The organism is Hyphomicrobium sp., assembly GCF_036780825.1.
Lineage (GTDB): Bacteria > Pseudomonadota > Alphaproteobacteria > Rhizobiales > Hyphomicrobiaceae > Hyphomicrobium_C.
In genome coordinates this window covers 120,445-141,930 of the sequence record NZ_DAIQCD010000003.1, presented here as the reverse complement: position 1 = coordinate 141,930, position 21,486 = coordinate 120,445, and the positions used below count along the sequence as shown (strand labels likewise).

At 61.1% G+C, this 21,486-nt stretch carries 19 protein-coding genes and 1 pseudogene; 8 read left to right on the top strand and 12 right to left on the bottom strand.

Annotated features, from left to right (window positions below; genetic code table 11):
- Positions 1 to 44: 44 nt before the first annotated feature.
- The 5 genes and pseudogenes from dinB to V7P99_RS02915 form a co-directional block, all read right to left on the bottom strand.
- On the bottom strand, positions 45 to 1,148 hold the full coding sequence (gene dinB, locus V7P99_RS02935) for a DNA polymerase IV (protein WP_333793324.1): 1,104 nt from the start codon (positions 1,146 to 1,148) through the stop codon (positions 45 to 47).
- Positions 1,149 to 1,377: 229 nt separating this feature from the next.
- Positions 1,378 to 1,932 (bottom strand): annotated as a pseudogene (locus V7P99_RS02930) (TetR/AcrR family transcriptional regulator); the annotation flags it as partial.
- 18 nt (positions 1,933 to 1,950) lie between these two features.
- Positions 1,951 to 2,412: a nuclear transport factor 2 family protein gene (locus tag V7P99_RS02925; protein ID WP_333793323.1), complete on the bottom strand. Its 462-nt coding sequence runs from the start codon at positions 2,410 to 2,412 to the stop codon at positions 1,951 to 1,953.
- A gap of 259 nt (positions 2,413 to 2,671) precedes the next feature.
- A complete protein-coding gene (locus V7P99_RS02920; RefSeq protein WP_333793322.1) occupies positions 2,672 to 3,019 on the bottom strand; it encodes a carboxymuconolactone decarboxylase family protein in 348 nt (115 codons plus the stop codon).
- 122 nt (positions 3,020 to 3,141) lie between these two features.
- On the bottom strand, positions 3,142 to 3,396 hold the full coding sequence (locus V7P99_RS02915) for an SDR family oxidoreductase (protein WP_333793321.1): 255 nt from the start codon (positions 3,394 to 3,396) through the stop codon (positions 3,142 to 3,144).
- Here V7P99_RS02915 and V7P99_RS02910 point away from each other — a divergent pair.
- Positions 3,374 to 3,508 carry a hypothetical protein gene (locus tag V7P99_RS02910; RefSeq protein WP_333793370.1) on the top strand — a complete coding sequence of 45 codons (135 nt, stop codon included), beginning with the start codon at positions 3,374 to 3,376 and terminating at the stop codon, positions 3,506 to 3,508. The genes V7P99_RS02915 and V7P99_RS02910 overlap by 23 nt on opposite strands.
- The gene (locus V7P99_RS02905; protein WP_333793320.1) at positions 3,508 to 3,705 is read left to right on the top strand and encodes a hypothetical protein; all 198 of its coding nucleotides are present in this window, start codon (positions 3,508 to 3,510) and stop codon (positions 3,703 to 3,705) included. The genes V7P99_RS02910 and V7P99_RS02905 overlap by 1 nt, the downstream gene beginning before the upstream one ends.
- A 504-nt stretch (positions 3,706 to 4,209) precedes the next feature.
- On the opposite strand, the gene V7P99_RS02900 is transcribed toward V7P99_RS02905, so the two are convergent.
- From V7P99_RS02900 to V7P99_RS02890, 3 genes are all read right to left on the bottom strand, one after another.
- Positions 4,210 to 4,785: a type I restriction enzyme endonuclease domain-containing protein gene (locus tag V7P99_RS02900; RefSeq protein WP_333793368.1), complete on the bottom strand. Its 576-nt coding sequence runs from the start codon at positions 4,783 to 4,785 to the stop codon at positions 4,210 to 4,212.
- A 19-nt stretch (positions 4,786 to 4,804) separates the two neighbouring features.
- The gene (locus V7P99_RS02895; protein ID WP_333793319.1) at positions 4,805 to 5,902 is read right to left on the bottom strand and encodes a DEAD/DEAH box helicase family protein; all 1,098 of its coding nucleotides are present in this window, start codon (positions 5,900 to 5,902) and stop codon (positions 4,805 to 4,807) included.
- A 1,214-nt stretch (positions 5,903 to 7,116) separates the two neighbouring features.
- Entirely contained in the window at positions 7,117 to 8,046 is a 930-nt protein-coding gene (locus V7P99_RS02890; protein WP_333793318.1) for an AAA family ATPase, read from the bottom strand.
- Between the two features lie 906 nt (positions 8,047 to 8,952).
- Here V7P99_RS02890 and V7P99_RS02885 point away from each other — a divergent pair.
- Both V7P99_RS02885 and V7P99_RS02880 read left to right on the top strand, forming a co-directional pair.
- Entirely contained in the window at positions 8,953 to 9,183 is a 231-nt protein-coding gene (locus V7P99_RS02885; RefSeq protein ID WP_333793317.1) for a hypothetical protein, read from the top strand.
- A gap of 444 nt (positions 9,184 to 9,627) precedes the next feature.
- Positions 9,628 to 12,885 (top strand): O-linked N-acetylglucosamine transferase family protein, encoded by a 3,258-nt coding sequence (locus V7P99_RS02880; protein WP_333793316.1) that lies wholly within the window; start codon positions 9,628 to 9,630, stop codon positions 12,883 to 12,885.
- Positions 12,886 to 13,022: 137 nt separating this feature from the next.
- On the opposite strand, the gene V7P99_RS02875 is transcribed toward V7P99_RS02880, so the two are convergent.
- The 3 genes from V7P99_RS02875 to V7P99_RS02865 all read right to left on the bottom strand — a co-directional run bounded on the left by V7P99_RS02875 (position 13,023) and on the right by V7P99_RS02865 (position 15,244).
- Positions 13,023 to 13,613, bottom strand: coding sequence for a Crp/Fnr family transcriptional regulator (locus V7P99_RS02875; RefSeq protein WP_333793315.1), 591 nt, complete (start codon positions 13,611 to 13,613; stop codon positions 13,023 to 13,025).
- Between the two features lie 645 nt (positions 13,614 to 14,258).
- Positions 14,259 to 14,855, bottom strand: coding sequence for a 5-formyltetrahydrofolate cyclo-ligase (locus V7P99_RS02870; protein WP_333793314.1), 597 nt, complete (start codon positions 14,853 to 14,855; stop codon positions 14,259 to 14,261).
- The gene (locus V7P99_RS02865; RefSeq protein ID WP_333793313.1) at positions 14,852 to 15,244 is read right to left on the bottom strand and encodes a group III truncated hemoglobin; all 393 of its coding nucleotides are present in this window, start codon (positions 15,242 to 15,244) and stop codon (positions 14,852 to 14,854) included. The genes V7P99_RS02870 and V7P99_RS02865 overlap by 4 nt, the downstream gene beginning before the upstream one ends.
- Before the next feature lie 158 nt (positions 15,245 to 15,402).
- On the opposite strand from V7P99_RS02865, the gene V7P99_RS02860 reads away from it, so the two are divergent.
- The 4 genes from V7P99_RS02860 (at position 15,403) to V7P99_RS02845 (ending at position 20,057) form a co-directional block, all read left to right on the top strand.
- On the top strand, positions 15,403 to 15,840 hold the full coding sequence (locus V7P99_RS02860; protein WP_333793312.1) for an RrF2 family transcriptional regulator: 438 nt from the start codon (positions 15,403 to 15,405) through the stop codon (positions 15,838 to 15,840).
- A 36-nt stretch (positions 15,841 to 15,876) separates the two neighbouring features.
- A complete protein-coding gene (locus V7P99_RS02855) occupies positions 15,877 to 16,845 on the top strand; it encodes an NAD(P)H-dependent flavin oxidoreductase (protein ID WP_333793311.1) in 969 nt (322 codons plus the stop codon).
- Between the two features lie 255 nt (positions 16,846 to 17,100).
- Positions 17,101 to 19,368, top strand: a complete 2,268-nt coding sequence (locus V7P99_RS02850) for a putative bifunctional diguanylate cyclase/phosphodiesterase (protein ID WP_333793310.1) — start codon at positions 17,101 to 17,103, stop codon at positions 19,366 to 19,368.
- A gap of 242 nt (positions 19,369 to 19,610) precedes the next feature.
- The gene (locus tag V7P99_RS02845) at positions 19,611 to 20,057 is read left to right on the top strand and encodes a CBS domain-containing protein (RefSeq protein ID WP_333793309.1); all 447 of its coding nucleotides are present in this window, start codon (positions 19,611 to 19,613) and stop codon (positions 20,055 to 20,057) included.
- Between the two features lie 71 nt (positions 20,058 to 20,128).
- Here V7P99_RS02845 and V7P99_RS02840 read toward each other — a convergent pair whose 3' ends face one another.
- On the bottom strand, positions 20,129 to 20,971 hold the full coding sequence (locus V7P99_RS02840; RefSeq protein ID WP_333793308.1) for a quinoprotein dehydrogenase-associated SoxYZ-like carrier: 843 nt from the start codon (positions 20,969 to 20,971) through the stop codon (positions 20,129 to 20,131).
- Positions 20,972 to 21,486 lie beyond the last annotated feature (515 nt).

The window sequence follows — 21,486 nt, the reverse complement described above, 5'->3', positions numbered from 1 at the left end:
ATTGTCGGGATCTAGCGCGCGGCAGCGTTGCAGCACTCCAGTCCTCACAGACTGAGTGCCGTGCCCGCATGGTGTAAGGTGCTGCCAAGCAAGCCCAGTTCCAGCTGGGGCGCCGCAGCTCCCGCCTTCTCAAGCTTGGCCACTGACACACCGACGAGGCGCACGCCGGTCCTCACCGGGTAGATCGACCGCACCAGCCCCAAGCTCACGTCGCGCAGCAGCGTTTGATCTGTGACGGGCGCGGTGAGTGTCTTGCTGCGCGTGATTTGCCGGAACGTGGCAAACTTCACCTTCACCGTCACCGTATGTCCGTAGGTGTTGTGCTTTTCACACCAGGCCCACACGTCATCCGCCATCTTGATGATGCCCGCCTCAATGTCCGCCGGGGCAAACAGGTCATCATCAAATGTGGTCTCGCTGCCGGAGGATTTGCGCGGACGGTTGGGTTGCACGGGCCGGTCGTCCTCGCCGCGAGCAATGCCATAGTACCAGCTGGCCGACCGCCCAAAATGCCGCTCAAGAAAAGATATGCTCTGTTGCCTGAGGTCGGCGCCGGTATGAATCCCGAGCGCCTTCATCCTCTCGGCCGTCTTCGGTCCCACCCAATGGAAGCGTTCGATAGGCAGGCTTTGCACGAACGCCTCTCCCTTGTTCGGCATCACCACAAACTGGCCGTTGGGTTTGTTCTGATCCGAGGCCAGCTTGGCCAGAAACTTGTTATAGGAAACGCCGGCCGATGCCGTGAGGCCGGTGGTTTCGAGAATACGCTTGCGGAGTTCTTCTGCCGTCGCCCACGCCGTCGGAATACCCTTCAGGTTATCCGTCACGTCCAGGTACGCTTCATCCAGCGACAGCGGCTCCACTAGCGGTGTGTATTCGCGGAAGATGGCGTGGATGTCTTTCGATACCGCTCTGTAGACCTCGAAGCGCGGCGCTACGAAAATAAGCTCAGCGCATTTTCGTAGCGCTGTGGTCGACGGCATGGCCGACCGCACTCCAAATTTTCGCGCTTCATAGCTTGCGGCCGCAACGACGCCGCGCTTGGCCGGATACCCCACCGCAACAGGCTTCTCCCGGAGCTCCGGGCTGTCTCGCTGCTCGATCGACGCATAGAAGGCGTCCATATCGATGTGGATGATCTTGCGCATCTGCTAAGATTAGCGCCGGGGAGAGGCACCCGCCAGCGGTGCGCCCGCCTCATGCACAACGTGTCACCATCGTGACGTCCTCACACGCCGCTGTCGTCTCCCGCACTCGCTGTCGACGAAAGCTGCATCAGCGCCCCTGTAAGCGCACCCCCTTACGTGGGGACGCTTTGAGTGAAACGTCGCGTTTTTTGCCAGCGGCACCCTTGCGCAACGGAGGACTATCCTGCGCGAGGAGAGTATCTACGTCACTCCGCAAGCGCCGCATCGCCCTGAGAAACACCTGCTGATCATCGAGCGCGCGAGAAAGTACCAGCGCACCCTGGATCCCAGCAACGACGTCCTCGGCACACGCGCGGGCGACCGCGGGCTTGACTCCCATTTTCGAAAGGCAACGCGCGAGCGCTCTCACCCAACGATGAAAATAGTCGCGGATAGCCGCGGCGAAGCTATCGCGCGTTGTATCGAGGGCGAACGCGCCGATCAGGCAAACCCGCCGGCCTGAGCGGAAGTATGTATCCACTTCCACCCACATCCGCTCGAGCGCGGCGCTCGGTGCGCCCTGCTCGAGAGATTGATAGATATTCTCAACGAACCATCCGTCGATCTGCGCGATCACTTCAGCCGCCATCTGCTCCTTTCCATCGGGAAAGAAGTGATAGAGGCTGCCCTTACTGATGCCTGTAAGCTCCGTGATCTTGCCAAAAGACGCGCCCTCGTAGCCAAGCTCCCGAAAAACCTCGGCCAGCATGGGAAGAACGTCCGCCTTTTCGTAGATCTTACGCACGGATCAGTGCACCCCGCGCTAGAGGCCGAGGTCGCTCAGTCCCGGATGATCATCCGGTCGCCGGCCGAGCGGCCAATGAAACTTGCGGTCCGCCTCTTTGATCGGCAGGTCGTTGATCGATGCAAAGCGCCGCTGCATGAGGCCGGCCGCATCGAACTCCCAATTCTCATTTCCATATGATCGGAACCAATGGCCGCTGTCGTCACGCCACTCGTAGGCGAAGCGCACGGCGATACGATTGCTCCCGAACGCCCAAAGCTCCTTGATCAGCCGATAGTCGAGTTCCTTTGCCCATTTGCGCGTTAGGAACTCAATAATTTCCTTGCGGCCCCGCGGGAACTCGGCGCGGTTCCGCCACTGGCTGCCCTCCGTGTAGACCTTTGCGACCCGCTCCGGATCACGACTGTTCCAGCCGTCTTCGGCGAGGCGCACCTTTGCAACAGCGATTTCAAGGGTGAAGGGAGGAACAAGAGCGCTCATGGCACAACTCCATAATCAGACTGACTGGTCTTATATAAACCATTCGGTTTAGAGTCACCAGACCAGACATGGCTCCTGGGGTTGGTCGGCCGGCAATGCTGGCACGCTAGAGCGCAACATATCTGGCAACACGGTGCGCGAATTGGGTGCGCAGCTTGGGCGTCGCGAGATCGGTGGGCGCCGTCTTCAAACCTTAGCGCCCACCTCAGGCTGCATCGCTAGGAACACCGAGGACGGTGTGGCCGCACGTGGCCATCACTCAGGTGTCTTTCGGCGGGGTGGCCTTGGCCATCTCCTCAAGCGCAAGTGCTGAATGAGCATAGGCGCCTCCCGCCCGCATCTCGGCGGCGACCCAAATCGCTTCCATCAGTTCCTGTTGCGAAGCACCATGCCGCAATGCCGCTTTGGTGTGCCCCTTGATGCAGTACGGGCATTGCGTGACGTGTGCGACGGCGACGGCAATGAGCTGCTTGACCTTTACAGGCAACGCACCTTCCGCAAAAACTGTTTGACTGAACGCCTGAAAAGCAGCCTCGGCATCAGGTGTCAGTTCGCGGCGCCTCTTCGCAAATTCCACAGTTGCAGCTGGATACATTCCTTCTGACATTTACGGTTCTCCTCTGATGACCACACAGCGGGAGCAGAGGGGGCGCGCAGACATGAGCCCCAATCCCTCAGCAACACGCCGGATCCTTAAGGCCCTCCATGGCGCTCATATAATGGCTGGGATCACCCAATCGTGTATCCGCCATCGACAACGATTTCCTGCCCGTAGACGAATTTGGCGGCGGGCGACGCGAGGAACAATGCGGCCTCCGCAATATCCGCGGGTTCGCCAAATGCGCCTTGCATCAAGCGCGCATTGATTTGGCCAGCTACCGCTTCAAGCGCATCAGCCGGCAACCCCGCTTTGCCCCAAAGCGGAGTGGCGATGGGTCCTGGTGCCAGGCTGTTCACACGAATGCCTACCGGTAACCAGCGCATTCCGCAGGACGTGCCGCGCGTTCCGTTCCTGCCCAATCGCGAACAGCAGCAGATGGGCCTCTTGCCGCTCGCAGCGGCGCAGTTCGAATCCGGCCTTCTCGGGGGGAACTAATGGCTGAAATCGCCGACCTGCGCGTCAACGACGCGAACAATACCGCACGGTTCCCTGAAGGCCAGAAAGCCCCAACAATCAACGATGGGGCTCGCGCTCTGGAGGGCATCATCGCGCGCGCTGACCGGGACCGCTCCGGCTATACGGCCACCACTGGCACGGGCGCGGCTTATGCCATTCTCACGCAGGCCGCTTAGCCAAGAGCGCACCCGATGATCTCGTCATCTGATCCTCCGCAGGCTCACGCATCGATTAATGCGGACACCGCCGCAAGCACCAATGAAGCAAGCAGAGCAACTCCTACTGTGGCGTTATCGAGCGAGCAACCCCTTACTCGCGGTGCGCTCGCTCACGCCTTGCGTGGGAATGGGATCACATTGCTCGCAGCATCGTCGCGCTCCGGCTCCTCGGCCGGCGCGCTCGCCCGTCGGGTCAAATCCTCCTCCAAGTCAAGACCGTTCGCTAGAGCATCCAACACCTCGCGCTCCACGCCACGGGCACGCGGGGTCGGAAAGGGTGACAGATGCGCGCCGGACCTCGCTCTCGGCACCTCAGATCCAACAACACATGAACACGCTCTATTGACTGGTTCGTCCCAATAGCGGACCACCGGCTGTATCCATGATCGCCGCTAACTCGTCCGCTGACCCACGTGCGAATTCGCGTTAAGAGCGGACATTGAAGACCATGCTAGCGACCATTTAGCGACTCGGTTGCGCTGTGTTAGCCTGCGAGTAGACAAATTGATAGACAGCATCCGCGGCGCTGTTGATCTCGTCATCCGCGTAGGCTTCCGGCAAACCTGTCGCGTCAGTGTACAGAGTGTCGAAAATCATCTGCCTCACCCGGTCACGGTTGCCCTCGGTCGCGCGCCAATTTGCGATGTCCCGCTGGAACTTCGAGAGCCGTGCATAAAGGTCAACCGCAACGGCCTTGATCTTCTTGATGTCAGCCGGCGTCAGCGTGTCCTTGCGCAACAAATCGAAGATGGGCAGGGCGTCTTCGGGAAGCTGCTCTTTAGCAGCGCGTGCTTCTTCTTCGTCGAGCGCCTCGACCAGCTTGAGCAATCGCTCGAAGGTTTCCTCAATCGTGACCCGGTCCTTCTCGGCATTGTACTCGGCGACGAGTTCCTCGTAGTGATGTTGGAAATTGATGCGCAGCGGGTTGCGGGCAATCATTCGGGCAAGGCGTGCCTCGATGGCATCCCGAAGCGAGCGTGTCTGGGTGTTCTTGTTGGGCGCCCGCTCAAACTCCTGACGGAGGCGCTCAAAATCGATGGCAGCAATGTTGTAGAGTTTAGCGGGTTTCCTTCATCCATTTGATTTGTCGCTGAAGGGCAACGGCATCTTGTTCATCGCGGGTGGCCTTCAAAGCCGTCTCCAGCTTCTTGGTTTTGGTTTGCCAGTGCTGCGTGATGTAACCGTGCATCCGCGCACAGGTGACCTTATCGATGCAGACGAGCATGGCTTTGCCGCTCTCCCACCGCGTGGAATAGTGTTCCACGAAATCTTTAGCGATGGCCTCGAGGCGGTCGCCCGCAGTGATGATGTGATATTCGCGCTTGAGTTCCTGTTCCAGACGCGTGGCCACATCCCGGTCCGATAGCTCCGTTTCAAATTCCTCCAGCTTCTCGGCGATGCGATCGTTCAGTTCGTCGTGCGCCAGGTTAAGCTTCTCGCCGCGCGCGTCGTAATAAAGCGGAAGGGTGGCACCATCCTCCACGGCGCGCTGGAAGCCATACTTGGAAACGTATCCGCCAAAGATCTTCTTGGTGATCTCGTCGCCTTTCATCAGCGGCGTTCCGGTAAAACCGATGTAGCTGGCGTTGGGCAGGGCGAGACGCATGTTGAGCGCGAGCGTGCCGTACTGGGTGCGATGCGCCTCATCCGTCATGACGATGATGTCGGAGCGGTCGGAATAAGGCTCGCCCTTTTCCACCGGCTGGTTAAACTTCTGGATCAGCGAGAACACGTAGGCCGCGTGCTGGTCGGTCAACTTGGATTTAAGATCATCGCCCCCTGATGCGCGGACGTTATCGTTCTCGCTCACGGCCCCGGCGCCCACGAAGGTGCGGTAGATCTGGTTATCGAGGTCTTCGCGGTCGGTGAGGATTAAGAAGGTGAAATTGCCGCCGAGCTTGCGATGGACTTTCCGGGCAAAGAAGACCATCGAGTAGGATTTGCCGGCGCCTTGCGTGTGCCAGAACACACCGAGCTTTCCTCCAAGGCCTTCGCGGCGTCTTACGGCATCGAAGGCCTTGTTGACGCCGAGAAACTGCTGGTTTTGCGCGACGATCTTAATGGTCTCGCCGGCTGAATCGTCGAAGAGAATGTAGTTTTCGACGAGATCGAGGAAGTTGGCCTTGTTGCAGACGCCTTTGAGCAAGGTCTCCATGTCCACGGCGCCCTTGTCGTCCTCATGCAGGCGCTTCCATTCGCGGAAGAACTTGAACGGCGTTGCATACGCGGCAACCACAGCCTTGTGGCCGTTGCCGAGGATGACCGACTGTCTCGGTCACGAGAAGCGGGCAATCGCAGTCGGAGCCGCCATGAACGACCCGATGTCGGACGGCTGCTAAACGAGTTCCCGAGGGATGCCGTTCAATCGCATCGAGGAGCAGCGAGCGCGCGGCATCGTGATCCACAATGTCCTCGGTTCGTCAATCGCTGCCACGCTATCAGCATCGCTGGCGCGGAAGCGCCCGTTTGCCGCGCCAGGCTTCGCCGTGCAGCGGCTTTTGACTTGATCGGGAGAGGGAGGGCCTGCCCCGCCAATGAATAGCCGGTCAAAGCGAAGCGAAACGGGAAAACCGAAACTCGGAAAGCATGCGAGAAATGGGGGGCGGCGCGCCGCACGTCGCGCGGACGGCAGGAAGAACCTACGAGGACGGCCCTCATAGCCCCAGGACCGCCGTGGAGGCTCGCTGAGCGGCTTGTGCGGCGTGCACTTGGGTGTGTGTGGAGCGCACTGGACGGCCCTCCTGCGCCCGCTGTGGGCGTGCTGCTGTGGATGTGTTCGGTGCATCGGTGTGCACGACGTGTGGTGTGGCCGCCCGCCTCCGGCGGGGCACCAGCCCGCGTAGCGCGTGCTTGCCTCTCCCCTAGCAGGAGGGCATGGGGGGCTGTTGCCTATAGTAGCGTTGGTGGACGTGTCGCCGACGATCTGTCGCCATGCCGATCGCAACTGGCCAGCCGTTGCGCTGTTCAGATCGCCAGTTCAAATCGCTCAACTTTTTTGGGAAATGGAAGCCAAAGGTGAGGCGAATGCCGTGGTCGGGATGATGATCCTTGGCCGACAAGGCGCGCGATGCGCGCTGGCCGTCAGGAGGAAGGAACTGCATCGGTAAGCGTGACGGCCTTGCCGCCAAGCGCCGCTGGGCGGCGCGCTTGCGCGATCGGGATCTCTCTCGCGCGTAATTCACTGTGCAGGCTGGTAGTACACCTACAGCCCGGGGGGGGCTCACGCCCCCCGACCACGATGCAGCGTCTGACGAGCTATACTCTGACAGCGGTGACCGTATAGAGCACCGTTGCAGTGACCTATATATACAAGAGAGAGTGAATGTGACGTTTGTGATGATTGGGACGGGGTATAGTAGGGGCGGCCAATCAGGCTGCCATCGGCTGACGTGTCGTGACGTACTTGCCTCGACCGAGCTTCTCGACCTCTCCGGCCTGCATCATGCGGGGTAAATGCTGCCTTACTACGTTGGGGGCCACGCCTGACGCGGCGGCGATTTCGTTTGGGCCGATAGGAGCGCTGGCGGCCTTGAGGGCATCCATGATGCGCCGGCGACTGTCGGACCGCGCCCGATCTTCGGGGTTGCCGGCGTCCTCGAAACGGCCCGTCTTGCCATCAAATGAGAGCGCGAAGTCGAACTCGTCTATGTCCCGACCTCGCCCGTACAACACGAGCCCATCTGGCACCCTGTCCAAGATCACGACATGATCAGCCGCTCCCGTCAGCCCCGTCGTGGCGCTGACGGTGTCGAAGCGGTCCCCCAGTGCTTCCATCTTGCGGGTGTGGGTGATGGCGACGACTGCGATGCCGAATTCGTCGGCGATCACCTTTAAGGGCTCGAGCGCAGCGTAGTCTGCCTGATAGGCGCTCACCTTCTTATCATCCCCGCGGATTTTCTGGAGCACGTCGACAACGATGAGGCGCGGGCGATCCGCTTTTCTGATCCAGCCGCGAATAGCTGCATCGCCGCCCTTATCCAGGGGCGGGCACCCGGTCGCCAGCGCCAGCGTGTCAGGCGCGTCGCCCCCTTCGCCGAGGATCGTGCGCACGCGGCTTTGCAGTCGCGCCTGCGTGTCCTCGAGAGCCAAGTAGAGGACGTCTCCGGACGCGATATCACGATCGAGGAAGCGCTCGCCTGAAGCGACGGCAAGCGCCGCATTCAGCGCGAACCAGCTTTTCCCTATTTTAGGTTTTCCAGCGAACACGGTTAGGCCGGCTGGAACAATATCGTTGATGATCATCGGCACGCTCGCGATCTTTTTGGCCAACAAATCTCGAGCCGTAATGGTGTCAAGCATGCAACAACTCCCCGCACGCCGCTTGCTCACTCTCTCGCGATTTGCTACTGAGAAGGGGCGCGACTATTTCTTTTTGCAGTTAGTTGCCCCCGGTTTTTCCGGGGGCTTTTTTTTATTCGGGTGATCGATAAAAGCCTGAAGCTCGCGGCAGCGCTTTTCAAGTTCATTTCGGAATGAAGCCGAAATGCCGCATTATAAATTCTATATGTTATTTGCAGCGAGCAGGTTGAGTTTGCTTTCGCCCATTAGTGCGTGAACTCCGACCACCCCCAGATGGGATCACCGAACTTCGTCTGGCGTCAGTGTGGTGGAACCCTGCATCGCGCCAAGCGTGATGCGTGGCGACCCCTAGATTTTGTGACGGCTCCAATTGAGCGATCGTCACTTCCGCGATCTCAGCGGCGATGCAGGCAAGCGGCAGGCTCAGGAAGGGGCTGAGGGCTCGCCGGCTCTGGCGGTCTATTAAGTAATAGACGGGGTCCTCGCCTCTGCCGGGTAGCGCAATGACTCCGTAAGGGCCCCGCAGCAACCCTTCTATCTCAAACACAGAGCCGGCGACGATCACCTCAACCGTCCCATCCGTCCAATCTGTCACGTCGTCCTCCTTTAATTTAATTGCGCTTCAATGATCCCCACTGGCGCGCTCAAGTCAAAAGAGATAACGGCTCCAACACTCTGATATAGTTGTATATTTTCCAACTATCGGTTGGAGGAAATCCAACTTTCATACGTGGTCTCGCGCGTTTTCAACGCGTTAGCGCGAGCGCGTCGGTGACGACCGCGGGGTTGGATTTCGAGCTGCGGCTGTGGATAACTCAGCCCGGTTTCAGCCGGTGCGGGGGTCGTAGGTTGTGGCTATCAATGATGAGCCTGAATAATCAGGGCGAAAGAGAGGGAGGACTAAAGGTGCGAACCGAACGCGACGAGCTGCGGGCTCAGACGAAAATGATGGCTCAAAAGAGGGCAACGGAGGGGTTTGTCTCCGGCTTCATGATCTTCTGCTTCTTGACCTGGGTGGCAAGTTTCACATGGCCCGACGCCATGCCGGATGCGCCCTGGTACGTCTACGCAATCGTGATCGGGATCTTCACGGGCTGGCTTGCCCGTCTGCAATACAAGAAGCTCGTGAACGGGTGAGACCTAGCGCACCATGGGCGGCTTTCTCTCCGCTTTGCCCCGCCCCGGTTTCATCCGGAGCGGGACCTTTTATGCCTTGGTTCGGCGGAACGTCGTCGGAACTAATCGCGAAAGCCTGGATAGGTTAGGCGGCGCCGAACCTTCATAACCCGTTGATCTTGCTAGCCGTAGGCGCCCCCGTAGGGAGCGCCATTTCCGTTGCTTCCCAGTCAACCGCAGGCTTGCGGCGGCACAGCCTGGCCGCTTGATCTGGCGTGATTGGGCCGTGACCCACCGCTCATCGATCGGACATTTTTCGCGGCCGGCGCGCCGGCCGGCATGGGCGCCGTTCCGCAGTAGACAGCCGCGCTTCGGAAAGCTCGGGCCCCGCCATAAGCCTCACGCAGGATTGGGTGCTTAAAAGCACCCTCATAGGATGGCAGCACAACTCCTTGCCGAGGTGGAATGTCCCGGAAACAGCGGCGGCTTATGCAGGCCAAATCGCGACCCGTCACGGCCGCGGGGCAGGATCCGCGTATCGCCCGGGACTTTCGCGAGGCCGTGCGGCTCTTGCAGGCAGGGCAGCTCGAGCAGTCGGCGGAGGCGCACCGGCGCATCCTTGCACGCGTGCCGCGCCACGCGGCGAGCCTCAACAATCTCGGCCTCATCGCAGCCAAGAGGAATAATGCAACCGAGGCGATCGCGCATATCCGGCAGAGCTTGGATGCGGATCCTCGGCAGCATCAGGCGTGGCTCAATCTCGCGCTCCTGCTCAAACAGGCGCGCCAGCTCGACGAAGCCATGGCGGCATGCCGGGAGGCGCTGGCGCTGGAACCCGCAAGCGCAAAGGCGCATATCGCGCTCGGCGATCTGCTGCGCCTCGGGGGGAACGCATCCGAAGCCGTAGCCGCCTATGCGGACTCACTAAGGCACAGTCCCGGGCAGCCGGGTGTGCTCGTCAAAATGGGCGAGCTTGCTCTGGCGACGGATCCGGACGAGGCGTCTTCATATTGCACGCGCGCGCTGGCAATCGATCCGCAGCATGCGGGCGCGCGCAGCCTCGAGCAGCGGATCTTCGCCGCACGCGTGCAGGACGGGGATGCCGGCGAAAAGATCGATGCCGAGACGGCCGATCCAGCAGAGCGCGTGCGCCGCTATGATCAAACGGCACTGCTCCTTATCGGGCAGAAGCGTTTTCTCGAAGCCGTCTCTCTTCTCGAACGCGCGATCGCCGTGCAACCGGGCGAGGCCGATCTTCATTTCCACCACGCGGCGGCGCTCGAAGGGGCCGGACGGAAGCAGGATGCGCTCAGCGCCTATCAGGCAGCACTCGCGATCGAGCCGGAGCGGGCGGATGGCTATGCGAAGGTGGGCCTCCTTCTGCGCGGCATGGAGTTCCATGACGCTGCCATCACGGCCTTGCAGCACGCGATCAAGCTCGATCCCAAGCATGCGGACGCGCACTACAACCTCGGCATTACGTGCAAGCTGAGGAGGCGGTTCGATGAGGCCCGCAAGGCGTTCGAGAGGTCGATCGCGTGTGCGCCCGAGTCGCTCGTCCATCGTGCGGAACTCGCGCATCTGCGGCGCATGACATGCGCGTGGGACGGACTGATCGAGGAAGAAACCCATTGCCTCGAGATGCTGCGCAAGGCGCCGCAACTCATTCCTCCGTTTCAGATCCTTCCTATGGCGTCGACCCGTGCGGACCAGCTCGCGGCGGCACGTGCCTTTGTGCGCGGTGTCACCGTGCCGGAAGCGTCGCAGCTCCGGAGCTACCGGGCGCAACCGAAAGAGGGCGGGCGCATCCGCGTCGGTTATCTCTCGGCGGACTTCTTCACGCACGCCACCGCGGTGCTGATGGCGGAGATCCTGGAACAAGCCGATCGCGAGCGGTTCGAGAACGTCGGCTATTGCTACAGCCCGGATGATGCGAGCGAGATGCGGCAGCGGATTGTGGACGCGTTCGATCGCTTCGTGCCTATCGGCGGGATGTCGAACTTCGAGGCTGCGAAGCAGATTCACGATGACGGCATCGACATTCTCGTGGACCTCAAGGGCTATACGCGTAGCGCGCGTACGGAGATCCTGGCTTACAGACCGGCGCCCATCCAGGTGAATTACCTCGGCTATCCGGGCACCATGGGATCGGATTTCCTAGACTACATCCTCGCCGATCCGATCGTCGCGCCGATGGAACACCAGGAGCACTATACCGAGCGTATCGTGCATCTCCCGCACTGTTATCAGCCTAACGACCGGCAGCGCAGGATCTCAGATGCGCCGATGAGACGCGCCGATTTCGGGCTCCCCGAGGACGGGTTCGTCTTTTGCTCGTTCAATAATATCTACAAGGTCGGGCCGGAGCTGTTCGACGTCTGGATGCGCCTGCTCACAAAGGTGCCGGGCTCCGTGCTCTGGATCCTCGCCGGTGGCGAAGCGCGGGACAATCTCAAGCGCGAGGCGGCGGCGCGAGGCGTCGATCCGGCGCGGCTCGTGTTTGCCAGCCATAGTCCCGGCCCGGAACATCTGGCGCGCCACCGGCTTGCCGATCTCTTTCTCGATACGCTGCCGTGCAATGCGCACACGACGGCGAGCGACGCGCTATGGGCCGGGCTGCCGGTGCTGACGTGCATCGGGGAGACATTTGCAGGGCGTGTTGCGGCCAGCCTGCTCAGTGCAATGGGGCTGGACGAACTGATCACGACGAACTTCGACGACTACGAGCGCTTAGCCCTCGCCCTGGTGCAGGATAAGGCGCGCCTTGAGGCGATCCGGCGGAAGATCGAAGCCGGCCGTGAGACAAGCCCGCTCTTCGATTCCGCACGCTATGCGCGCAACCTCGAACGAGCTTACGAGACAATGGTGGACATCATGAAACGTGGAGACGCGCCGCAGGCGTTCGCCGTGGCAGAGCCAAAACCTGCGGATAGCTCCGGCGGAGCGATCGCGGAGCCGCGCATCCCCTATGCGCATTGTCCGCTCTGCGAGGGAAGCGACATTCCCTATCAGATCGAAGCCAAGGTGAGCGAGCATCCGCTCTATACGCCCGCGCTGCCGCCGACCGTGAAGTGGCGAAGTTGCGCGGATTGCGGGCACGTCTTCACCGAAGGACCTCTCTCGCCCGACGCGCGCGACATCGTGTTGGCCTCGATGATGCCGCACCAGCAGGTGGGCAACGAGGCCGACACGCGGCGGATGGTTGCGGCGCGGATCGTCGAGCGTGTCGCCCGCCATGTGCCGAGCGGGAATTGGCTGGACGTGGGGTCTGGCCACGGTGCGCTATTGTTTACGGCTGCCGAGTGGGGCTACGAGGTCATCGGGGCAGATCTGCGCATTGATAATGTGGAGATGCTGCTGAAACTCGGCTTCAAGGCCATCTGGAACGAGCTGGAGGAGCTCGATGCCGTCGAAAGCTTCAACGTCATCAGCATTGGGGCGTTCGAGCAGACGGCTTTTCCGAAGCGCGCACTCTCCACCGCCCATCGCGTGTTGAAAAGCGGTGGCGCACTCGTCCTCTCCATGCCCAACATGGACACCGTCGCTTGGCGCATTCTCAATGCCTCCGGCGCCAACCCCTACTGGGGAGAGCTTGAGGCCTGTCACCACTTCACGCGAGAGCGCCTGCAGAGGCTGCTCGAGACGCACGGCTTCCGGTTCGCGGAGTACGCCGTGAGCGAACGCGGCCCGAGCTGCATGGATGTGATTGCTATCAAGACCTGAGCCATACGTGGCGGCTGGAATTGTGTCTTTGGAGCGCTTCCCCAAAAGCCCAGATTCTATGTAAACAGAAACGGCTCTAAGTTTTGCTTCTTCGTGCTTCTTTCCGGAAAACCGGTTCCCACTTTTCCGGAAGCACTCTAGGCGGCATCCGCCAGGCGGCGCAGAGCATGGGCATCCAGGATGCGCAAGCCCGACGGCGTTTCCCGGATCGCGCCTTCCTTCTTGAGGTGAAGGAGCGCCGCACCGAGCTTCTCGATGCTCATGTGCAGCTTGTCGGCGACGAAGCCCGCGGTCACATCGTCCGAGATGAGGTCGGATTCCCGACCCTCGGGGCCGTTCATGGAGGAGAGTGCGAGGAGGAAGTTTGCGACCCGCGCGGCAGCCGTTACGGACTCCGTGGCAAGCGCCCGGTCGCGCAGATAGTCGAACTCCCGCTCAACGGCCGAGGCGACGCGGAACGACAGACGGTCGTCACAGTCGATAGCGACTTCGAACTCGTCGTCGGAAACGATGCTCACGACGGTATCGACCATGGCCTGCGCCGTGCTCACGTGACGATGAAGCTGGCCAAGGCCAACAATATCGCCCGGAAACGCGAATTCGATCAGCTCATGGCGGCCGTCGGACCAGAGCATATAATGGCAAAGGGCGCCGCGCTCGATGCGATAAAGCGTGCGCTGATCACCAGGCTGGAAAAGAATCTGCCCCGTTTCGACGGTCTGCAGCACGAGGCTCTCGCCCGGCCGAGCCGGAATTGAATTTCCGCAACATGTGCCCCGGTGGGCAGGTTCTTCGGGCTGGCAGACGATTGCCATAACGCATTACTCCGACGATAGGCCGTGATCTAGTTTTCCATATTGCCTTAATCAAGTCATAATCTGCTTGAGCGTCAGTGACTAAAGAGTTCATATTCATTTTAAAACTATGAACGTAGTGCTCTGTTCCAGGGTGTGCGTTGGCTTTTAGTCGATACTGCGTGAAAACGGCTATCCCCTTCTGGAATGCCCGTTTTTTGCTGCGTTAGGCCCATAATGAAGCAAAGATTTCGCGGGCTTGCCCTGGTAGGCAGCCAGACGAAAATTCCAAAATCGTTTGCGGAAGGGAAGTTTAACGAAGCGAGGATGGCGCTTAAGTATTTGATGGCGCTATCTATTCGCGTCTAAAGACGTCGGGCGCTACTGCCCGCCTTCGAATGGCGGCGTCCGAAACCGGCCTCATTGTGCAAGACACCGGGCAAAGAGGATCGGAAAAGTGGGACCCGATGGGAAAGAAGAACGAAGAAACAAAAGCTTAGAGCCACACCCCGTTTCCACTTAAACCGGAACCGCTCTAAGCCAGGGTCGTTTCGGGCCTCATCGGTCCGAAGCACGAATTTAGACAGGCGCCGAAGAGATACGGCTCTCCGTCACGATATAGGTCATCGGAATATCGTGGGGTTGGGGGTGAAAGCCTTCGACCTCCATCCGGTCGAGGCCGACGCCGATTGGAATCGGGCGAGGGACGCTTGCCGCGAGCGTGCGGTCGAAATAGCCGCCGCCGTAGCCGAGACGCCAGCAACTTTGAAAGCCGACTAGCGGCGCGATGACGGCGTCGGGCTTCACCACAGTCTTTTCAATCGGCACCGGGATGTTCCAGAAGCCGCGCGTCATGCGTGCCGCCGGATGCCAGTGCCAGTATTCGAGCGGAGCCTTCGGCGCCACGACCACCGGCAGGGCGAGTGTGAGTCCTCGTCGGGCGCCCATCTCGCCGGCCCACTCGAGCAGGTTCATCTCGCGCTTGATCGGCCAGTAAATGCCCAGCACACGGATGTCGGTCAGCTGCTCGAATACGAGGTCGAGGTTCGCCGTGAGACGGTGCGTCAGGTCCTGGCGCTCGGTGCCGGACACGCTCTCCCGCTCACTAAGCAGGCGCTCCCGTTGTGCGCGCCGCCAGGGCTTCCCGTCACTATCGCCCGTCTCCGCCAAGGTCATGCGTCCGCCGGTGCTGCTGCGAAGCCGATTGGCGCGATGACGGGGCCTTCACCGCGGCTGAGACAGACGCCGAGATGCAGGGATTCGGCGATGCGCTCGGCGCGGTCTATGAACAGGGCCGCCGGAGCTCCGGGACAAACGAGGTTCGCCGTTTTTCGGAAAAGATCGAGCCAGCGTATGAAGTGGACGCGCGAAATGTCCGGAATGGCCGCGTGAACGGGCATCGGCCTGCCTTTGTAGCGGCCGGTCATGAGCACCACGGAGGACCAAAAGGCCGTCAGCTTGTCGAGGTGCTCGGGCCAATCGTCCACGCGCGCCTCGAAGATCGGGCCCAGCATGGCGTCGCGACGCACCTCAGCGTAGAAGCTATCTACGAGGGTGCGAATCATGGGCTCCGTGATCCCGGCTGCTAGGCCAGGGGCCTTCGGATGGGGGTCTCGGGACATATGGTAATAGTCCCCTTCTTACTTAAGATGCATTCCTAATACATCTTAAAAAATCCGCCAGGTCAAGGCATGCCAGCGAGGCATTTGGACAGGAACGACTCATGCGTCTCACGCAACTTACCGATTATTCGCTTCGGGTGCTCATGTATTTGGCGGCCCGGCCGGAGCGTCTCGCAACGATTCAGGAGATTGCGTCCGCCTATCGGATTTCAGAGAACCACCTGATGAAAGTCGTGCATCGGCTTGGGCAGAACGGATTCATCGAGACCATTCGAGGCCGTGGCGGCGGCGTCCGCCTCAAGGGAAGCGCGAGCCGTATCCGTATTGGCGCTGTGGTGCGGGCCGTCGAGGAGGACTTCATGATCGTGGAATGCATGGGAACAAACGACACATGCCGCATCACCGACGTGTGCCGGCTCAAGGTGGCGCTGCGGCAGGCTCTCGGCGCATTCCTCAAATCTCTCGACGGATGGACGCTCGCTGATCTCATGCGCAAGCCGAACGCGCTGATGGATGCGCTCGCCATCGAAGAGCGCTGAAGCTCGGGTGAGCTGGCGAATATTGAAGGGACCACCATGGCATTCAAAACACGGCTCACCGAACGTTTCGGGGTCCCTCACCCTATCATCTCGGCCCCCATGGCCTTTGCCGCAGGCGGGCGCCTCGCGTCAGCGGTCTCCGCGTCCGGGGGCCTCGGGCTCATCGGCGGCGGGTATGGCGATCGGGCCTGGCTCGAGGAGCAGTTCGGGCTCGTCACGCCGGGGGCGGTTGGATGCGGGTTCATCACGTGGTCCCTTCGCCGTGCGCCGGAGCTGCTCGATCTAGCGCTGGGGCACCGCCCGCGTGCCATTTTTCTTTCATTCGGAAATCCGGCGCCGCTCGCCGCCAGGATCAAGGATGCGGACGTGCCGCTCATCTGCCAGGTGCAAACGCGCCGCGACGCGGAGCATGCGATCGGTTGCGGTGCCGATGTGCTCGTCGCGCAGGGTGCGGAAGCGGGAGGACATGGCGAAGCGCGCGCGACGCTCACGCTCGTGCCCGAGGTTGTCGATCTCGTCGCCCGGCGGTCTCCCGAGACACTCGTCGTTGCGGCGGGCGGCATCGCGGATGGACGCGGGCTCGCGGCGGCCCTGATGCTCGGCGCCGACGGGGCCCTGATCGGCTCGCGCCTTTGGGCGTCGGAGGAGGCCAATGTCAGCCCCGCCATGCATGAGGCGGCGCTGGCAGCCACGGGAGACGACACGATCCGATCGCAGGTGATGGACCTTGCACGTAAGCTCGACTGGCCGGCGCGCTATACGGCGCGTGTCCTGCGCAACGCCTATATCAGACAGTGGCACGGACGCGAGCAGGAGCTCATGGAAGTCGCCGACGAGGAGGCTGCGAAATACCGCAAGGCGTGGACGGACGGCGATCCGGAGGGCAGCAATACGTTCGTCGGTGAAGCCGTGGGGCTGATCGGGGATGTTCAACCCGTTGGCGAGATCATGCAGCGGATCGTTGCCGAGGCAGAAGCGCAGATCGCACGCGTCTCTAGGGGGTAGATATCGTAAAGCGCCGCTTGGCAGCCGTCCGAAAGTGGGACGGTGCGCCGGTTAACATGTAAGAACCGGCGGGCATTCCCAAGTTTTCGCCATGCAACTCATCCCCAAACTGCAGCGGAGGCGGAAAAAAACAGAATATTGCAAGTTTCTTAAATGCCTTCGGGTAGCATTTTGCTTTGAGCGCCTCGCTCGAAGCTATCTCATGTAAAAATGCGTACTGGCGGCGACATTACTTCATGGAGGAATTTGCGCGCTGTGGCTGACCGCCATGGTGTTCGCGCGCTGCCGCTCGGCATTGTCGTGCTGGCCGCCTTCGGGGCGTTCGATCTTGCGCTCTGGCTGACGTCAGGGGCTACAGCTGCCGCCCTGGCCAGCCTCGTTGCCATCGGCATTGCCATGCTGGCCATCGCCATTGCGGAAGCCGGGTTGAGCGCCGCGGAGGAGTTTCGCGGATATGCCCATTCCTACAGGCAAATGCTCGATGATTACTTCCTGGTTTCCAAGGTTGATGGCCAGGGCTTCTTTTGCGAAGCAAACGAAAATTTTCTTCGACGCATGGGGTACACGCGTGAAGAGCTGATCGGGCGGCGTTTCGGCCTTCCCGGCTCCAGCGCTCGTGGCGATAGCGAGCTGCAGGCGATGTGGGAGGCCGCGCGGCGCGGGCAGATGTGGTCGGGAGAGCTTTGCGAGCGCGCGAAGACCGGCGCGCACGTCTCCATCCGCGCCATCGTCATACCGTGGCTCAACTCATACGGCGTGCTCAGGTCGCTAACCATCGTCGGGGTCGATGTCTCCAAGCAGCGCAGCGCCGAGACCGAACTCAAGCGCGCCCATGCGCGCCTCGAAGCGTTCATCAAGCATGCGCCTGCGGCTGTGGCCATGTTCGATACCGATATGCACTACGTCGCCCACACCGACCGCTGGCTGGCGGACTATCACCTGTCGCAGAAATCACTCGTCGGGCTGCATCATTACGAAGTGTTCCCCGAAATCCCGCAGCACTGGCGGGAGAAGCATAAACGGATCCTGGCCGGCGCCACGGAGGTCTGCGCGGAGGAGAGACTGCAGAGAGCGGACGGCTCGGAGAATATTCTGCGCTGGGAAGTTCGTCCCTGGTACATGCCGGACGCAAGCATCGGCGGCCTCATCATGCTGACGGAGGAGATCACCGAGCGCAAGAAGATGCAGGACGAGCTTTGGCGCCTGGCGAAGCTCGACGGTCTCACCGGGCTGCCCAACAGGCTGCTGTTTAACGAGACGCTGCGCGATGCGATCGTCGCCGCGGTCGAGAGCGGGAGCAGCCTGGGCGTGGCGCTGCTGGATCTCGATCACTTCAAGGAGATCAACGATACGCTTGGGCATGATGCCGGCGACGAGATGCTAAAGATCGTTGCCTCGCGGCTTCAGAATACGCTCGACGGTGCGGGCACCACCGCCCGTCTCGGCGGCGACGAGTTTGCAGTCCTGATCCTCGGGCAGGATGGCGACAAGGCCATCCAGGATACGCTGGGCAGGATCAAGGCCGAACTCGCGGAGCCGATCCAGCTTGCCGGCACGCTGCGTGCATGCTCGGTCAGCATCGGGGTCACGATCTATCCCCGTGACGCGACGGAGCCTAGGGATCTTCTCAAGAACGCGGATCTTGCGCTGTACCGGGCGAAGAGCTTCGGCCGGGGCCGCATCGACATGTTCTCGCCCGATCTCAGGGCCGCCATTGACCGCCGGGTGGAGCTGCAAGGCAGTGTGCTCGATGCCATCCAGCGCGATGAGTTCATGCTCTATTTTCAGCCGATCATCTCGTGCGATCGTGCGAAGCCGCCGTCCTTCGAGGCGCTTTTGCGCTGGCAGCACCCGACGCACGGCCTCCTTTCACCAGGAAGCTTCGAGGATGTGCTCGAAGACCCCAGGGTCGCGGCGGCGATCGGAGATCGGGTGCTCGACATGGCCCTCGCCCAGGCGGCGGCCTGGCAGGCGGAGGGGCTGGGCTTCGGCCGCGTGGCGATCAACGTTACGTCGGCGGATTTTGCATTCGGGTCCATGGCCGAGCGGCTCGAGGAGAAGCTCAAGCGTTATGGACTCGGGGCAGAGCGGGTCTGCATCGAGGTCACTGAGCGGGTGTTTCTGGACAGCGGCACCGCGCACATGGAGGAGGCGCTCGAGGAGCTCGATGCTCTCGGCGTCGAGATCGCCCTCGATGATTTCGGAACAGGCTATGCCTCCCTCTCCCACATCAAGGCCTATCCGATCAGCAGGCTCAAGATCGACCGCTCGTTCGTCAGCGACATGCAGGACAACTCCGACAACCTGTCGATCGTGCAGGCGATCGTACAACTCGGGAGAAGTCTCGGGCTCAGCACGACTGCGGAAGGCGTGGAGAACGAGGCCCAGCTCGCTTTGTTGAGCAGCATGGGATGCGGCAGCCTGCAGGGCTTCTACTTTTCGAGGCCGTTGCCGGAGCAGGAGATCCGACACTTCCTGAGGAGAGCCGAGCCCGCGCCGCAGAAAAAAATCCAGGTTGCGTGATTGATATCGTTTGGGCGCGCGCCCTCAGGCAGCGCACGCCCTCACGCAGCGCACTCGCTGGGCTCGCTGCTTGGCTCATTGCAGGTGCCGGCCCTCAAACATATATTCTTTGTAAATCTTTTTCCGCGGTGACGGGGAGGCGGAGTCATGCTGCAGCGGTCCCTTGCGTGGTTGGAATTTCCAAAAGGGCGCACGCATGGTCCGCCCGATTTGGCCGGCGGGCGGGCTCAGAGGGGCGTATCATGATCCGCGTGGAGAGTATCCTGCCGGCGGCGCGCGATAAGCTGGTGCTCATCGCGGATGATCGGCAGCTGACGGAAGCGGCGTCGCTGCTGGCGTCTGTCAACCGGCATATGGTGGTGGTCTGCGACGGAAGCGGACGCATGGTGGGTGTGGTCACGCGCACCGATATCGTGCGCCAGATCCAACACTGCGAAGGCTGTGCGTGTACGACCAAATGCATCGCAGTGATGAGCACGCCGGTCGTCGCCTGCCAGCCCGGTGATTGGCTGCCCGATGTCTGGGCGACGATGAAGCAAAAGGGATTGCAAAACATTCCCGTCGTCGATGCCGAAGCGAGGCCGCTCGGACTTCTTTCGGCGCGGGATGCCCTGGAGCGGCTGCTCCTCGAGGCGGAGCATGAGGAGGAGCTCTTGAAGGACTACGTCATGTGTGTCGGGTATCGGTAGGCGCGGCACCGGGGGCTCCGGCGTACCGGTCGCGCTTGGCCGAGCTGAAGGGCTGATCCGCTCGGCTCAGCTCAGGAGCCCTTGGCGGCTGAGCTACCCTTGAACACCCGGCCATCGGTATCCTCGGCGGTGACCTCGAGTGTCTCGTCGCCGCTGCCGACGTAGGTGAAGCGGATGTGCGGATCCTCAGAGAGTGAGATCCCGCCTTCCATGCGGAAGATCCGCTCGCCGTTCCGGGTCACCTCAATGACGCGCAGGAAATTTGCCGGAATATAATAGCCCGTGGCCTGATTGAGCTGGAGCCCGGAGTACTGAGGATGGCGGATCTTGATCTGGGCCTCGTGCTCGCCGCTGGCGGTTGGCGGGAGAACCTTGATTTGCATCCGGCCCGCTTCTGCCAGAGCTGCGTCCGTATCCTTGAGCGCTGGTGCCGAGCAGCCGCCCTCGGCCTTGATGAACCGCGTCGCCATGAGAAGCCTGCCGTCCGTGGTTTCCACGATGGCACGGATGTTGGAGTAGGCGTCGACGCGCACACGGGTCTCCAGCACGCGTTCCCCGGCTGCTGCAGCGGGGCCAAAGGTGAACGCCGCCGCGAGGGGCGCCGGGTTCTCGTCGATCACGAGTGAGAGCGCTTTCACAGAGTTGGCCATCGCCGCCGGAATGCGGACGGTGATCGGCACCACGGCCGCATCTTCAGCGCGGTAAGGTGCCTCAAGGGTGACGGCGGTGGAATCCTCGGAGACGGTCCGCCCATTGAAGAGATCTGCCTCGAGCGCCGGCCAATCGACCTGTCCAGCGGCCGCTTGCGGTCCGCTCAACGCGCCCGCGGCGATGATCGCCATGAGAATGCCGCCCAAGCGGCCTGAGCGCGATACGCGGACAGGAGCGGAGATCGTCTTGTCGGCTCGCTTCATGCCTTCACTCCTGACCAGTCCCGGCGGTTCGCCGGCCTTTCCGGTCTTTATGCTGTGTCGTGCGGCGCGCCAGCTCGGAAGGGCGCCGCCTCTATAAGGGATCATATTATAACGGCCGGCCCGTTTTTTCGCATCTTTCCCGAAAGCGAGACTCGCAACCAGGAAGCCAGGCGAACGAAGGTGGCAGGGTTCGTATGTGCTAAGTATCTGATTTTTAATAATTATATCTCTGCCTTTCTGAAGGCGGGGCATTGCGGTGTAAAGTTTGCGCTCCCGGGAGAATTGCCCTCGAAATCTTGGGAAATATTCGACTTTAGTGCTGTCAATGCGGGAAAATACGTATTCGCCAAGAAATTTTTGGCCAAGCATTATGCACATGAAAATTCGATAATCAATAAGACCACTGGATATAACGTTCGGGAATAAATCTTGGCGTGCATTGCATCAATTGACGCTGCATTGCAAAATCAATTGATAAATATACGAAATTAAAGGTCAGCTCTCTTGTCCTATTG